The sequence below is a fragment of the uncultured Erythrobacter sp. genome, assembly GCF_947502395.1.
Taxonomy (GTDB): domain Bacteria; phylum Pseudomonadota; class Alphaproteobacteria; order Sphingomonadales; family Sphingomonadaceae; genus Erythrobacter.
The window spans coordinates 172875-187614 of record NZ_CANMZM010000001.1; the positions used below are offsets into that span (position 1 = coordinate 172875).

Annotated in this window: 11 protein-coding genes and 1 tRNA gene; 6 read left to right on the forward strand and 6 right to left on the reverse strand. The window is 57.0% G+C overall.

All coding sequences use genetic code 11. The features are described from left to right. Positions 1 to 116: 116 nt before the first annotated feature. Together Q0778_RS00730 and Q0778_RS00735 are read right to left on the reverse strand one after the other, a co-directional pair. Positions 117 to 191: transfer RNA gene (locus Q0778_RS00730), tRNA-Asn, on the reverse strand. A gap of 362 nt (positions 192 to 553) precedes the next feature. Next, positions 554 to 1381, reverse strand: a complete 828-nt coding sequence (locus Q0778_RS00735) for an NAD kinase (RefSeq protein WP_298334831.1) — start codon at positions 1379 to 1381, stop codon at positions 554 to 556. Between the two features lie 83 nt (positions 1382 to 1464). On the opposite strand from Q0778_RS00735, the gene Q0778_RS00740 reads away from it, so the two are divergent. Both Q0778_RS00740 and Q0778_RS00745 read left to right on the forward strand, forming a co-directional pair. After that, positions 1465 to 2451 (forward strand): EAL domain-containing protein, encoded by a 987-nt coding sequence (locus Q0778_RS00740; protein WP_298333310.1) that lies wholly within the window; start codon positions 1465 to 1467, stop codon positions 2449 to 2451. Beyond that, positions 2444 to 2845, forward strand: a complete 402-nt coding sequence (locus Q0778_RS00745) for a hypothetical protein (protein ID WP_298333312.1) — start codon at positions 2444 to 2446, stop codon at positions 2843 to 2845. The genes Q0778_RS00740 and Q0778_RS00745 overlap by 8 nt, the downstream gene beginning before the upstream one ends. 15 nt (positions 2846 to 2860) lie before the next feature. On the opposite strand, the gene mfd is transcribed toward Q0778_RS00745, so the two are convergent. Both mfd and Q0778_RS00755 read right to left on the reverse strand, forming a co-directional pair. Continuing rightward, positions 2861 to 6358, reverse strand: a complete 3498-nt coding sequence (gene mfd / locus Q0778_RS00750; protein WP_298333314.1) for a transcription-repair coupling factor — start codon at positions 6356 to 6358, stop codon at positions 2861 to 2863. 87 nt (positions 6359 to 6445) lie between these two features. Continuing rightward, positions 6446 to 6724 (reverse strand): succinate dehydrogenase assembly factor 2, encoded by a 279-nt coding sequence (locus tag Q0778_RS00755; RefSeq protein ID WP_298303399.1) that lies wholly within the window; start codon positions 6722 to 6724, stop codon positions 6446 to 6448. 55 nt (positions 6725 to 6779) lie between these two features. Here Q0778_RS00755 and recG point away from each other — a divergent pair, with 55 nt between their 5' ends. Then, entirely contained in the window at positions 6780 to 8855 is a 2076-nt protein-coding gene (recG, locus tag Q0778_RS00760) for an ATP-dependent DNA helicase RecG (RefSeq protein ID WP_298333316.1), read from the forward strand. A 113-nt stretch (positions 8856 to 8968) separates the two neighbouring features. Beyond that, positions 8969 to 9472 carry a hypothetical protein gene (locus tag Q0778_RS00765; protein ID WP_298333318.1) on the forward strand — a complete coding sequence of 168 codons (504 nt, stop codon included), beginning with the start codon at positions 8969 to 8971 and terminating at the stop codon, positions 9470 to 9472. Between the two features lie 17 nt (positions 9473 to 9489). Here Q0778_RS00765 and Q0778_RS00770 read toward each other — a convergent pair whose 3' ends face one another. Together Q0778_RS00770 and Q0778_RS00775 are read right to left on the reverse strand one after the other, a co-directional pair. Continuing rightward, positions 9490 to 9990, reverse strand: coding sequence for a low molecular weight protein-tyrosine-phosphatase (locus Q0778_RS00770; RefSeq protein ID WP_298303027.1), 501 nt, complete (start codon positions 9988 to 9990; stop codon positions 9490 to 9492). Positions 9991 to 10078: 88 nt separating this feature from the next. Next, positions 10079 to 11467 carry an AarF/ABC1/UbiB kinase family protein gene (locus tag Q0778_RS00775; RefSeq protein ID WP_298333320.1) on the reverse strand — a complete coding sequence of 463 codons (1389 nt, stop codon included), beginning with the start codon at positions 11465 to 11467 and terminating at the stop codon, positions 10079 to 10081. Positions 11468 to 11622: 155 nt separating this feature from the next. Between Q0778_RS00775 and Q0778_RS00780 the strand changes: the two genes are divergently transcribed. Then, positions 11623 to 12096 (forward strand): DUF3429 domain-containing protein, encoded by a 474-nt coding sequence (locus Q0778_RS00780; RefSeq protein ID WP_298303032.1) that lies wholly within the window; start codon positions 11623 to 11625, stop codon positions 12094 to 12096. A 63-nt stretch (positions 12097 to 12159) separates the two neighbouring features. Further along, positions 12160 to 14739 (forward strand): M14 family zinc carboxypeptidase, encoded by a 2580-nt coding sequence (locus tag Q0778_RS00785; RefSeq protein WP_298333322.1) that lies wholly within the window; start codon positions 12160 to 12162, stop codon positions 14737 to 14739. Position 14740 lies beyond the last annotated feature (1 nt).

The window sequence follows — 14740 nt, forward strand, 5'->3', positions numbered from 1 at the left end:
CCCCACACATCAATTTCGCTGTGCTTTGAGAGTCAAACGCGTGTTGGGCTATCTGCGTAGTCAGTCAGCGCTCTATCATCCCAACAAGTGGATGCGTGCGTCAATGTGAGAAATGATGGCTCCCCGAGTTGGATTCGAACCAACGACCAAGTGATTAACAGTCACCTACTCTACCGCTGAGCTATCGGGGAGCAGCTTCCCAAGCGGTATAAAGGGAAGCGAGAGCGCGCCTATATGGGGGCTTTGCGACCTTGGCAAGAGGTCTCACACGTTTTTTGCGTTCTTGCTCATGTCGGAGGAGGAAATCCGGAATTGCGGAGTTTCGGGCGCTCCGTAGAAGCGTGTCTATGGTGCATCGTTTTCCTACTCGCTGGCCGCCCGTTAGCCTGCCTTCAATCGCTGTTCATCGCGAGCGCCGTTGAGAGAATTTTGAAAGTTGACACATCGCACCGCTCCGATTGGCGGCTTTGCCCTGTTTTTCAGACTTTTGCAGGGTACGCGCATTTTCTCCCAAACACGCAGTTCGCTGTGTCAGCGAGATTGCGCACGGGTCTTAATCCACGGCGAATTGTTCAGAGACAATGCGCTCAGCCAAAGACTGTCCCGGGTCAAACAGTAATTCGAGCGCTGAAGAATGGTCAATCTCCACATGAACTTCGGCGATGTCGCGCAACTCTTTTTGGTCGGCGACCGCCGCCACTGGTCGCTTCGCCGGTTCAAGCACTCGCAAGGTGATCGGCATTTCGTCGGGAAGAATAGCTCCACGCCAGCGTCGAGGACGGAACGGGCTGATTGGTGTCAGCGCCAGCATTCGGCTGTCCAAAGGAAGAATCGGACCGTTCGCGGAAAGGTTATACGCTGTCGAGCCTGCAGGGGTGGAGACAAGAATGCCATCACCCACAAGCTCCTCAATACGCACGCGGCTACCAACAGTGACTTCGATTTTGCCGGTCTGGCGCGTCTCACGCAGCAAGGAGAGTTCATTAATCGCGCGCATCCGATGCATCTCACCATCTTGCGTCACAGCCGTGATGCGCAGAGGCGAGATTGTCTTGCCGCGGGCTTTCTCAAGCCGCCGCATCACATTGGCGCGCACATCGTAGCGGTTCATGAGAAAGCCCACGGTGCCCCGGTTCATCCCATACGCAGGCACAATTCGGCCGCGTTCAAGCATCTTGTGAAGCGTATGCAGCATGAAGCCGTCACCGCCGAGGACAACCACGGCATCGGCCGCATCCATTGGAACCCAATCACGCTGAGATTCGAGGTTGGAAAAGGCCTCTTGCGCGCGTGGAGTTTCAGAGGCGACCAAAGCAATGTTTTCAAACCGTTTGACCACATCGCTGTCACCACTGCTGACAGCGCTTTCGTTCACGTCCATGCCGGTAGCCGTCGCCATATGCATTCTCCGCAAGTTTCTCCGTCGTTGCCTTGCCAACGCACTCACCTCGTAGGAGAAAGTGTATGGCAGACCGGCAACGCGCCCCCCAATATTCGGCGCTAGTGATTGACCCTGATGTTCCAAAATCGGGCGGATTGCAATCAGTCAGAGCAATTGGTGAAGTGAGCGCTAAAGGAACCGGAATGGGCAAAGGCAAAACTTCAAAGGCTGGCGGGCTTTCTGGACCCTTGACGGGGTCGCTTCGTGGGCCTGTGGCAGGTGAGTTTCCGGGTGTGAAACCAGGAGCGCTCGATGCAGATCTCCTGCGCGCGCTGGACCGGCGTGAGATTGAAGTTCTGTTTCAACCGCAGTTTTCCTGCCGCACCGGCGCTCTTGTGGGGGCTGAGGCTCTTGCGCGTTGGCAACATCCTACCTTGGGCACGATTGGCGCGCGCGATCTGTTTGCGATTGCCGAGCGGGCGGCGTTGGTGGCGCCTTTGTCGCGGCACGTGGTGGCTCGAGCTCTGGAAGATGCGGGTGAGTGGCCCCGCGAGCTGACAGTGTCGCTCAACATTACGCCTGAGGAATTGGGAGACCCGCGTTTCGCTGCCGACTTTGCGCAGGTCATCGCCAAGAGCGCGATTGAGCCTGAACGGATTATGCTGGAGATCACCGAGGACGTGCTTTTGCGCAATTTGGAGCAGGCGTCTTCGGCATTACGGGCGCTGAGGAAGCTGGGTTTTCGCACTGCGCTCGATGATTTTGGCGCAGGCTTTTGCAACTTCCGTTATTTGCGGGAATTGCCATTGGATGCGCTCAAGCTGGATAAGATCATGGTCGACGGTGTGCCGGGCGATGCCAAGGCTTTGGCGGTGCTGCGCGCGATTATCCAGTTGGGCAAAGCGCTTGATCTGGCGATCTATGCTGAAGGGATTGAGGACGATGTGCAGCGCGCGGCGATCACGTCAGAGGGCTGCGATTACTGGCAGGGTTTCTTGCGCGCCGAGCCGATGAAGAGCGGTGAGGTGTTGGCGCTAGCTGCGACAGCGCGGGGGCGGGGGCATGGGTAAGCCTCAACGGACCTTCATCCGCTTCGTTTGCTATCGCCGAGTTGAGTCCCAGAAGCAACGGCTTGGGTTGTTTCAGGCGTTTGATGAGGCGAGAGATTGTGATTTCGCACCATCTTGGGCACTCAAGCAGATCGGCGAGTTATCTGATTGGTTCCAAGACAATCTAACGGTGCCTAGCAAGTTTTCTCGGGGTGGCTGGAAAGGACGTGGCCAGCCGGGTCTTTCTTGGTTCAAGCCAGTTGCGACAGAACACATCAAGCAAATGCATCAACTCAAGCTCGCTCTTGAAGCATGCGGCGTGCATGTAGACATTCTGACCACTCGTGATCCCGGACACGTTATTTGGCAGGATGAACATCAAGTTGTTGCCGAGCCTGGAGCACGAAAGTTCTAAAGGCACGGGGGACGCTTAGGCCGCTTTCCTACCCTTGTGCTTTCGAACTATGCCTGAAAGCCCCTTGGTCAGCTGAAACAAACCATTGAGTCTGCTTTCGGGGCTGCCCCAGGCGCGGTTGATTACGAGTTTCATATCAGGGCGCAGCTTGGCGGTTTCTTGGCCGTTTGCATTGAGGCGGTCGACATAGGCGATGAGGCCCGGGCCATCGGGGAAGTCGTCCTTGTGGAAAGTCACGAGAGTGCCGCGCGCGCCCACGTCGATCTTGGCGATGTTGGCTTCGATGGCTTGGTGCTTGATCTCGATCAGCTTGACGAGGTTTTGTGTGGGCGCTGGAAGGTCGCCGAAACGGTCGATCATCTCGGCGGCCATCGCCTCGATCTCGGCCTTGTCATTCGCCTGGTTGAGGCGGCGGTAGAGCGCCATGCGGACGGCCAAGTCGGGCACGTAATCCTCTGGGATCATGATGGGGGCATCGACAGTAATTTGCGGTGAGAAGGCGTCTTGGGCTTTCTCCAGACCCATTTCGCCAGCCTTCGCCGCCATGATCGCGTCTTCGAGCATGGATTGGTAGAGTTCAAAGCCGACCTCGCGGATATGGCCGGATTGCTCATCGCCGAGAAGGTTGCCTGCCCCGCGTATGTCGAGGTCGTGGGAGGCGAGTTGGAAACCTGCGCCAAGCGAGTCGAGATCGCCAAGCACCTTGAGGCGTTTCTCTGCAATTTCAGAGAGCTGCACGTCCTTCTCGTAGGAGAGATAGGCATAGGCGCGCAGTTTGGAGCGGCCCACGCGGCCACGGAGTTGGTAGAGCTGAGCCAAGCCAAAGCGGTCGGCGCGGTGAATGATGATGGTGTTGGCAGAGGGCAGGTCAAGGCCGCTTTCGACGATGGTCGTGCTTAGGAGGACTTCATATTTGCCCTCGTAAAACGCGCTCATCCGCTCTTCGATTTCGCCTGCGCCCATTTGGCCGTGGGCGCTGATCGATTTCACCTCGGGCACGTTTTCGCGCAGCCATTCCTCAACGTCCGGCATATCGGAGATGCGGGGCACGACGATAAAGCTCTGCCCGCCGCGGTGATGTTCGCGCAGCAGCGCTTCGCGCATCACCATATCGTCCCATTCCATCACATAGGTGCGCACCGCAAGGCGGTCGACGGGAGGGGTCTGGATGGTCGAAAGCTCGCGCAGACCCGTCATCGCCATTTGCAGCGTACGCGGGATCGGCGTTGCGGTCAGGGTCAGCATGTGAACGTCAGAGCGCAGCTGTTTCAGCTTCTCTTTGTGAGTCACGCCAAAGCGCTGTTCCTCGTCGACGATCACGAGGCCAAGGTTTTTGAACTCGGTCGATTTGGAGAGGATTGCGTGGGTGCCAACGATGATATCAATCTGACCCGAAGCCAGACCTTCGCGCGTCTCGGTCATCTCTTTGGAAGCGACTAGACGCGAGAGGCGGCCGATGTTCAAAGGGAAGCCCGCAAAGCGTTCTTTGAAGTTGGTGTAATGCTGGCGCGCGAGCAAAGTTGTGGGGGCCACAATCGCCACTTGCTGACCGTTCATGGCGGCGACGAAGGCTGCGCGCAAAGCCACTTCGGTTTTGCCAAAGCCAACATCGCCGCACACCAAGCGGTCCATTGGCTTGCCGCTTTCAAGGTCGCGCAGAACGTCGCCAATGGCTGCGTCCTGATCCTCGGTTTCTTCCCAAGGGAAGCGATCGACAAATTGGTTGAAGCTCGCATCGTCGGCTTGGAAAACGGGGGCTTTCTTAAGCGCGCGTTCTGCGGCAACCTTCATCAATTCGCCTGCGATTGCGGTGATGCGCTCTTTGAGTTTCGCGCGGCGTTTCTGCCATGCTTCTCCGCCCAATCGGTCAAGCATGACGGCATCTTCGGAGGAGCCATAGCGTGAGAGGACTTCTAGGTTTTCGACGGGGATAAAGAGCTTGTCGCCGCCCTTGTATTCAAGCTGCACGCAGTCATGCTTACTCTTGCCTACGGGCACGCCTTCGAGGCCCATGTACTTGCCGATGCCGTGTTCGACATGGACCACCAAATCGCCTTTGGTGAGCGCTTGAAGCTCCGCCAGAAACGCATCGGAATCCTTACGCTTTTTCTTGCGGCGGACAAGCCGGTCGCCAAGCACATCCTGCTCGGTGAGGATCTCTAGACCCTCATTGGAAAACCCTGTGTCGAGCGGCAAGACCATAGCGGCGATCTTGCCTTTGGCCGCCAACCCTTGGGCTTCTTGCCAATTGTCGGCGATCACCGATGGTGCGCCTGCTTCCTCTAGGATTGAGGCAATCCGCGCGCGGCTTCCGGTGGAATAGGCGGCGAAGAGGGCTTTCTTGCCGGATTTGGTGATAGCGCCGAAGTGTTTTGCCGCGGCCTCATAGATATTGTCACCGCGCGCGCGCTCGGGTGCAAAGTCGCGGGCAGCTTTGAAGCCGAAGTCTAGTGTCGTGGCGCTTTCTGGTTCCGCGAAGACGCTGGCTTTGTGGGTGGTAACCGAGGCGAGGGCGGTCCTGAACTCGTCCTCTGCGAGATAGAGCGCGTCTTTGCCAAGCGGGCGATAGCTGCCAGACTTTTCGCTGGCGATGCGTTCGCGTTGCTTGTGATAGTCGGTGATGTCAGAAAGGCGCTCTTCCGCTGCACCAACTGCGCCGCTGTCAATCACCACAACATCTTCGGCGCTCAGGTGGTCGAATAGGGTAGTCAGCTTGTCCTCGAACAGCGGAAGCCAATGCTCCATCCCCGCAAGCCTCCGACCATCGCTCACCGCTTCATAAAGCGGGTCCTGCGTCGCATTCGCGCCGAACAATTCGCGGTAGCGAGAGCGGAAACGCTTGATGCTGTCATCGTCGATCAGCGCCTCTGATGCGGGCAGCAGCAGGTGGTCTTGCAAGCGCCCGGTGGACCGCTGAGTCGAAGGGTCAAAAAGGCGAAGGCTTTCTAGCTCATCACCGAAGAAATCGAGCCGCAGGCCCTCATCGAGTGACGAGGGGAAAATATCGACGATAGAACCGCGCACTGCGAATTCGCCGTGGTCGATGACAGTGTCGGTGCGCGAGTATCCTTGGCGGGTGAGAAGAGCTGCCAAACTGTCATGGCCAATCGTTGTGCCGACTTTGAACTCGCGAACGCTCTCCCGAACTCGGAACGGTGTGAGCACGCGTTGCAGGACGGCGTTGGCGGTCGTGACCACCAATTGCGAGCTGGAAGAGGGGCGCTGCATGCGGAACAGAGCCGACAATCGTGCAGCGCTCACCGACAAGGCGGGCGAAGCGCGGTCATACGGAAGGCAATCCCATGCTGGAAACTCCAACACCTCAATCTCTGGCGCAAAGAACCGCGCGGCCTCTGCCAATGACCGCATTGCAGCATCATCGGGCGCGATAAACACGGCGCGTCGTTTTGCTGCGCGTGCAAGGTCGGCCAGCACTAAGGACTGTGCGCCGCGAGGGAGCGAGGACAAGGTCAACGGCGATTTCGCAGAGAGAATGCGGGAAAGGTCAGGCATGTTCGGTCCAAATGCGGCGTTTAGTGCAAATGCAATTGGGCCCCGCGGGGTTCCCGAGGGGCCTATCAATGGTTTTCGTCAGCGCGCTTAGCTTGGAATATCGACGTAGTCGAGACGTTGCATCTTCTCGATCATCTCGCCTTGAAACCGCTCTGGCACAGCCTGTGTCTGAAGGCCCCATGCCATCACATCCACATCGTCTTCGGCAAGCAAGTCCTCAAACCAATCCATTTCCGTTTCGCCCCATTCGGCATGGTAGCGATCGAAATATCCGCCGATCATATAATCGGCCTCGCGCGTGCCTCTGTGCCAGGCGCGGAATTTGGCGCGGGCCAAACGGGTCTCTAATGTGGGCATATCCGGCATGATTATGCAGGTAAGGCACTCGTCACCGCCCTGCAACCGCGTATAAGTAATCGCTATGCGGCCCGACGTACTCAATCCCCTGTTTGCTGAGAGTCAGACGCTTGATGGCGTTGGGCCCAAGTTGGCCAAGCCATTGGAAAAGCTGGGCCTGACACGGGTGCGCGATCTGCTTTACCACCTGCCAGAAAGGTTCGTGACGCGTCGCGCTATCACTAACCTTGATGAGGCGGGCGAGGGCGAGCAGGTCATCGTTGCGCTTACGCCTACTGAGCACCGTGCGGCGCGCAATCCTGGGCGAGGGCCTTTTCGCATTTTGGCTCAGGATGAAGTGGGTAATATCTGCTCGATCACCTATTTTGGGCGCGCGTCTTACACTGGCAAGAAACAGTTACCTATTGGTGAGAAACGCTGGGTCGCGGGCAGGCTGGACCGCTATGGCGATATGCTCCAGATCGTACATCCCGACCACGTTGAGGAAACAAGCGACGCTAATATGGGGCGGATGACGGAGCCGGTCTATCGCCTTTCCGAAGGTCTCACTCAGCCCCGGGTGATATCTTTGGTGGAGCAGTCTCTGGCGAAGGCGCCTAAACTACCCGAATGGATCGAACCGGGGCAGTTTGAGAAGGAAGGCTGGCCCAATTGGCAAAAAGCGGTGCGGGAGGCACACAAGGGCCTGAATGAGCCTGCACGCAATCGCCTTGCCTATGATGAGCTGCTGGCAAACAGCCTCGCTTTGCTACTGGTCAAAGCGGACAGTCGTCGGCGTAAAGGGCAGGCGCTTCAAGGCGATGCTAGCCTTCGCGCCAAACTCGATCTGCCGTTCGAAATGACGGGTGCACAAAAGCGCTCGGTTACAGAGATTGAGGGTGATTTGCAGCAGGAAGCACCCATGCTTCGCCTCCTGCAAGGCGATGTGGGGGCTGGAAAAACGGTGGTTGCCCTCAAAGCGATGCTGATTGCTAACGAGGCAGGAAAACAGGCTGCGCTTCTTGCTCCCACCGAAATCCTTGCGCGCCAACACTTCGAGACACTTCGCAAAATGGCAGCGCCGACGGGTGTCGAAGTTGCGCTCCTGACCGGCAGAGCCAAGGGACGCGAACGCGAGGGGCTTTTGATGAGCCTGCTCCAAGGCGACATCGACATTCTGGTTGGCACCCACGCGATCTTTCAAGACAGCGTCACCTATAAGGATTTGGGGCTGGTTGTGATCGATGAGCAGCACCGCTTTGGCGTGGCCCAGCGCTTGGCACTTGCGGGGAAAGGCAAGCGCGCGCCGCATACGCTCGCTATGACCGCAACGCCGATCCCGCGCAGCTTAACTCTTGCGCAATATGGCGAGATGGATGTCAGCCGCCTTGATGAGTTGCCTCCGGGCAGGCAGACAATCGACACGCTGGTTTTCCCCCAAGGCCGCTTGGAAGAAATGGTCGCAGCGGTCGGACGTCACCTCGCCACCGGGCAACAAGCCTATTGGGTTTGTCCTATGGTGCGCGAGGCTAGCGGGTCCTTTGAAACGTCTGACATTGCTGCGGCAGAGGCGCGTTATGCTCAGCTTGCCGAACATTTCGGCGACCAAGTCGTGATGGTTCACGGTCAACTGCACCCAGAGATCAAAGACGCAAACATGGAGGCTTTCGCGAGCGGTAAGGCCAAGCTGCTGATCGCGACCACCGTTATCGAAGTCGGAGTGGATGTGCCCAGCGCCACCCTTATGGTGATCGAGCAGGCAGAGCGCTTTGGCTTGGCGCAGCTTCATCAATTGCGCGGGCGTGTCGGGCGGGGCTCGGAGAAAAGCCGCTGCGTGCTCCTGCGGTCAGACGAACTTTCTGAAACCGGCAAGAAGCGCCTTACCTATGTGAAGGAATCTCAAGACGGGTTTTACCTTGCCGAGAAGGACCTTGAACTTCGCGGCGGGGGCGAACTTCTGGGCACGCGCCAATCGGGCGAGGCCGCATTCCGCATTGCTGATCTTGAGCAGGTGCAAAAACTCCTTCCCGCAGCCCACGCTGATGCAAGGCTTTTAATGGAGCGCGACGGGGGACTCACCTCCGAGCGAGGGGAGGCGGCGCGGATACTGCTGTATCTGTTTGAGCGGGATTGGGGAGTGCAGCTCTTGCGCGGCGGGTAGCCGGAAAAATTCCCCCAATTAACAAAGTCTTCGAAGCTTCCTCCTATTGGTTTTTCCAGTACAAGGGGTGATCGATGAAGGCTGTTTGTTATTCGCGAGTAAAACTTAGCATTATGGCTGCCGCAACTTGCCTCATGCTTTGGGCGGGGTTGTGGGCCTTCTTTAGCTTTGAAGGGAAGGTCGCATTTGCAGGAGCAATCTTGACACCCGTCATGCTTTTCGCTCTCGCATTCTGCGTTCGATATCTCGCAGACAACCAAATCGCCAAGATCGGTCACAACTCACTGGAATTCTTCGGACTGTTGGGTTCAAAGACAATCCGCTACGACCAGATCACCAGCATCGACATCGAAACCACTAGCGTCAACTTCATTTCGCAACGCCATTTGGTGATCAAGTCGGCCGACCAAAGCTTGGGCAGGGCGCGAATAGCGGAGATGATGCTCGAAAAACGCGCGGGCATGCTGGAAGGTATTCTCGATGCGATCACTAACGCACCTGATGAAGCTCTCGCCCCTCAGGCGAGGCCCGCTCGTCGAATGGAAAGAGGCAATACACCAAACGCTTCTTCTCCAGCTCCACAAAGAGCACGAGGATTTGGACGAAAAATGGTCTGACGACCGTTCGAAGTGCCTTACGCGTTTGAGCTTTCGTCCTGTTGCTTTAGCTGGTTTGCCAACTCCTCCGTCGCCTCGGAAATCTGATCCCAGCATTCGGCAAAATCACTCTCATCGCCATAGTAGGGATCGGGCACAGAGCCGTCATTGCGACCCTCAAATACGTTCAAAAGCAGACCAAGCTCCGCCTTGCGAATGCGTGGTGCGCGGGCTTTGATTCCGGCCAAATTGGCCGTGTCGAGTGCTAAGATATGCGTGAATGCGGTGAAGTCCTCATCAGCAAGTTGTCGTCCACGCGCAGCAGAAATATCAACTCCATGCTGTCGCGCCACATGAACAGCACGCGGATCAGGGTTCTCACCAACATGATAGCCCGCGGTACCCACTGAATCCGTGTGCACCTTCAGCCCAATCTTCTCCGCAGCGGCTCGAAATGCGCCTTCAGCCATCGGTGATCGGCAAATATTGCCTAGGCACACGAATAGGACCGACAGGTCTTGATCTTTTCCCCAATGCATAAATGAAGCTTATCATCACTTGAGGATCTTGCAACAAATACAACTAACGAATTGGAAAAATATCACCAATCAATTTATGGGTTAAAGATTATACTACGCTAACCACAAAGGGATCGGTTTTCTCAAGGATTTCTTCGGTCATTCGCCGAACATTGACTTTGGCCTTCAGTCGAGCGCCCAATAGAGCGGTGCCTGAAACTTTCCGTTGTACGAAAAGCGTTTCGATAGGAGGGAAGGCCCAGGTGGCTTTGTCCTGCGCAATCTCCCAACCCTCGTCGCGCAGGAGTGGAACAAAGCTGCGATCGCCGAAGTCGAAGGCAGTATCTTCGCGCATCTCATTGATGACAATGTCGATCATCCGCCCCACGCGCTCTGGGTGACGCTCTGCCACGATAGGCATCATGAAACCGGCTTTAATCGTCGCGGCCAGCACTTCCTCACGGTTGCCATTGAGCCCAGCTTGCAACATCTTGCGATAGCCATTCGCCACTTCAGGATCTACAGCTCGGCATGCGCCAAAGTCGAGAAGGATGATCTGGTCAGTATCTCGGCGATAGCGAAAATTGGCGAAATTGGGGTCGGTCTGCATCACGCCAAACTCGAACAATTCGCGCGCAACCAGACGCATCATTCGTTCGGTCACCTCATTGATGCGGCTTTCGGGTTCGTCCTTGAGGTCTTCGATGCTCGACCCTGCCTCAAAGCTCATGGCGAGGATTGATCCACGGGTCAGCCCTTCATGCAGGCGCGGCACCACAAATCCATCTTCGCCTTCCAACCGCTTGCGATACAGCTCCATCTGCGCGCCTTCGCGCTGATAATCGGCTTCCTCATGGAGTTGTTTCTTAGCTGCGGTGAGGAGCTTGTCGATCTCCAGCTCTGGAGGGGCAAAACCCGCCACCTTTAGCAGTGTCATGACATTGTCGACATCGCTGTCGATGCTTTTGGCAATGCCGGGGTATTGGACTTTGATTGCCAGTTCCTGACCGTCGCGGGTCATGGCTTTGTGGACTTGACCAATACTGGCGGCGGCGATGGGGCGCGGGTTGAACCATTTGAACTGGCGCCGCCAATCATTGCCCCATTCGCTCTTAAGCACCTGATCCAATTGCTTGGTCGGCATGAAATTCGCCTGATCGCGCAAACGGCCGAGGATGCTGGAGAGCTCTTCGGGAAGGAAATCACCAGCGTCCATGCTGATCATCTGACCCATCTTCATCGCGGCTCCACGCATGTGCGAGAGGCGATCGGTCATGCGAGTGATATTACCGGGCGTGAGGATCAAATCGCGTGTGGAGACACCTTCGCCGCTGGCAATCCGGCGAACGCCTTCGGCTGCCATGCCTCCTGCAACTCCGCCCACCAGCCTTCCAAAAGATCCGATCCGGGCGATCCGACTTGAGGGAACGGCGCGTTCGCGCGCGCGCTCGGGCGTTGAGCCTGTGCCAAAACTGTCGTCAGGCTCTTTGTCAGACACGGAAATCTCTCAAATTGTTGGTTTGCCGTTACAACGGCCATGTGGGAACCGAGTTCCACTTTCCAAGGTTAAGGTGCTGTTATGCGCACGCAGCCTCCTTGCGCGACTTTATCGACGATCCCAATTCGGCACCCTATTCACGAAGAAGACAACAGATGACCTCTCACACTTCGCTTACCCCGGCTTCGCGATGGCTTGGATATGCAGGATTACTGCCGCAGATCATATGCCTTGGTCTCACCGTGACGCAGAGCGAATACGCTTTCACTGCAATTGCTGGTGGCTTTGCCTATGCGGCCGCGATCTTTAGCTTCCTAGGCGGCGTTTGGTGGGGTCAGGCGATCCAAAGCGGGAGAGCCGGTGCCGGTGCATATCTTGTAGCGGTGATGCCAAGCCTGCTTGCAGTAGCACTTTTCTTGCCTTGGAGTATCGGCTGGGAATGGCCGGGGCCTGCATTGCTCTACCTGGGCGCGTTGATTGCTCTGTCACCAACGGTCGATCGTGCGCTTGGTTTCGCAGCGCCGGATTTCATGCGCCTAAGGTGGCATTTGTCTTTGGGGCTGGGAGGGTTGACCATCGCCCTTGGTATCGCCTCAATGAACCTTATGCGCGGTCAATTTGCCGTTTGAGTTTACAGCACCAGTGAACGGTTAGTAAGCACTCGCACAGTCAAGAATCTTGAAGGAGCCTCCATGTTGGGCCGTTTTCTCGTCGCATTCTCCCTGTTTCTGATCGCGTCGCCCGTATGGGCAGAGCCGGTTAGCTACTTCCAGGTTGAAGGGGTGACATACGACGATAGCGTGCCCGCCTATGAGGACGCTGTAGGATATGAGATCGGCGAAAGACCCGTGCGCCTTGGTGATATGGTCCCTTATTTGCGAGGCCTTGCAGCGAATTCGGACCGGATCGTGGTCGAAACCATCGGTTATTCGCATGAGCGCCGTCCGATCCTGACCTTCATCGTCACCAGTCCCGAAAACCACGCCAATCTGGAGAGCATTAGGCAAGTGCATTTGGCACGGTTAGAAGGTAGGGCGGCTCCCGATGCAGCGCCCATGGTGCTATGGCTCAACTTCGGCGTGCACGGGGCGGAGACCTCTGGCATGGAAGCCGCTGTTCCGGTGCTCTATCACTTCGCTGCGGCGCAAGGTGCAGCGGTCGAAGCGCAGCTCGACAACACAGTTCTGCTGTTCACGGTGCCGTTTAATCCGGACGGCCACACACGCCGGATAGATCACGTCGACACCTTCTGGTCCTATTCGGACAACACCGATCCCAATGACGCTGCGCACGATCTGTGGATCGAGGCGCGCACCAACCACTATTGGTTCGACCTCAACCGTCAGTGGCTGCTTTTAACTCAGCCAGAATCGCAGGCTTGGATCAAGCAGTGGCACAAGTGGAAGCCCATGCTGTCGGTCGATTACCATGAGATGGGATCGAACGCGCCGTACTATTTCCACCCGGGTGAAGAGCTTCGCCGGAACCCGCTGATCCCAGATCGTGCGCGCGAGCTTACCTATGGCATCGCCACGCGCCACGCAGACTATCTCGATAGTGTGGGGCACCTCTACACAACCGAAGAACGCTTCGATAATTACTATATCGGCAAGGGTTCGACCTATCCTCAGATCAACGGTGCGCTTGGAATTTTGTTCGAAGCGGGCGCGGCGAGGGGCGGCGCGATCGAGACGGAGCGGGGCCTAGTCAAAACCGCGCAAAATGTGCGCACGCAGTTCCGCACGGCGCTGACCAGTATTCAGGGTGCGCTCGATCTACGCGGTGAGATTACCGCCTATCAACGCGACTTCTTCGCTGAGAATGCTCGCCAAGCCTCTAGAGGTGGTTGGGTTTTCACTGCCGAGGGTGACCCCGAACGCGCAAGCCGTTTTGTTCGGCTTCTCGATATGCATGATATTGAGGTCAGCGCTCTGGCGTCCGATCTTACCATTGGCGGGCAACGATATTCTGCAGGTTCGAGCTATTTCGTCTCAATGTCGCAAACCAATAACCGCATGATCAGAGGCATTTTTGAGCGCGTGACGAGCTTCAAGGAGAACATCTTCTACGATGTGTCTGGTTGGACTTTGCCGCTTGCCTATGACCTCGATTATGCTGAAGTGAGCCGGGCACCATCTTTGGCTGAGCCTGCAAAGGGAGCGTTCCAAAGCGCTAGCGCGCCCGACCGTGCACCTTATGGTTATGTCTTCGACTGGTCGCACACATACGCTCCGCGTGCACTCAATCGCATTTTGTCAAAGGGTGTCATGGCAAGAGCGGCGATGGAGGGAACAGTTGTTCTCACCACTGGCGGCGAAGTCGAACTTGGCCGCGGTGCGATCTTTGTGCCGCTGGATCGCCAAAAGGTGTCGCACGACGCGATTTTCACGATCATGCAGACCATTGCATCTGAAGATGGCGTGCCCGTTTATGCCGCTACTTCTGGCCTCACGCCTGTGACAGGCCGCGATCTGGGCGCTTCCAATATCTTCCGTTCGCTTGAACAGCCCCGCGTGGTTCTCGCTTACAGCGGCGGCCTTTCTTACTACGATGCCGGGGAAGTATGGTGGACCCTCGATCATGGGCACAGAATGCCGGTGACCTTGGTGAGTAAGGACCGTTTGGACAGCCTGAACTGGAGCGATTACACGCACCTTGTCTTGGTTGGCGGAAACGCTGGGCTGTCTGAACCGGTGACCCAAGGCTTGGACCGCTGGATCGAGCAAGGCGGCACACTGATCGCCACGCGTGATGCATCCTTGTGGGCCGAGGAGCATATCCTGGGGCGCAAAGAGGATGACGAGGATGAGGAAGGTGACGAAGAACAGACCGAGCGCCTGAATTTCGAAGAGTTGAACCTTCGCGATGCCGAGCATGTGATCGGCGGCGCTATCTTTGCGGCGGACCTCGATACCTCGCATCCGCTAGGCTTTGGCTTTAGCGATCGTGATCTGCCCGTGCACCGCAATGTGAGCTTTACTTTGCAAGTGCCCGAGGAGAACCCTTACGCCGTGCCAGTGCAATATAAGGACGATCCTTTGCTGACCGGCTATGCGTCCGATCGCCGCTTGGAAGAGATTGGCGGAACGCCTTCTGTCGTCGCCGAGCGAAAAGGGCAGGGGACTGTCGTACTGATGGCAGATAATCCTGTGTTTCGCGGGACCTACCCTGGCACGGAGAAGCTGCTGATGAATGCGCTGTTCTTCTCAGGTCTCATTGATACCCCGCGCGGTGAATATGCCGAGCAGGGTGGGCACGTCCACGGTCAATAGT

Excerpts from the sequence above, each read along its gene's own strand:
- Q0778_RS00740 (WP_298333310.1), top strand. The coding sequence starts at position 1,465 with ATGGCAGACCGGCAACGCGCCCCCCAATATTCGGCGCTAGTGATTGAC.
- Q0778_RS00765 (WP_298333318.1), top strand. The coding sequence starts at position 8,969 with ATGGCTGCCGCAACTTGCCTCATGCTTTGGGCGGGGTTGTGGGCCTTC.
- Q0778_RS00735 (WP_298334831.1), bottom strand. The coding sequence starts at position 1,381 with ATGGACGTGAACGAAAGCGCTGTCAGCAGTGGTGACAGCGATGTGGTC.
- Q0778_RS00745 (WP_298333312.1), top strand. The coding sequence starts at position 2,444 with ATGGGTAAGCCTCAACGGACCTTCATCCGCTTCGTTTGCTATCGCCGA.
- mfd (WP_298333314.1), bottom strand. The coding sequence starts at position 6,358 with ATGCCTGACCTTTCCCGCATTCTCTCTGCGAAATCGCCGTTGACCTTG.
- recG (WP_298333316.1), top strand. The coding sequence starts at position 6,780 with ATGCGGCCCGACGTACTCAATCCCCTGTTTGCTGAGAGTCAGACGCTT.
- Q0778_RS00755 (WP_298303399.1), bottom strand. The coding sequence starts at position 6,724 with ATGCCGGATATGCCCACATTAGAGACCCGTTTGGCCCGCGCCAAATTC.
- Q0778_RS00785 (WP_298333322.1), top strand. The coding sequence starts at position 12,160 with ATGTTGGGCCGTTTTCTCGTCGCATTCTCCCTGTTTCTGATCGCGTCG.
- Q0778_RS00770 (WP_298303027.1), bottom strand. The coding sequence starts at position 9,990 with ATGCATTGGGGAAAAGATCAAGACCTGTCGGTCCTATTCGTGTGCCTA.
- Q0778_RS00780 (WP_298303032.1), top strand. The coding sequence starts at position 11,623 with ATGACCTCTCACACTTCGCTTACCCCGGCTTCGCGATGGCTTGGATAT.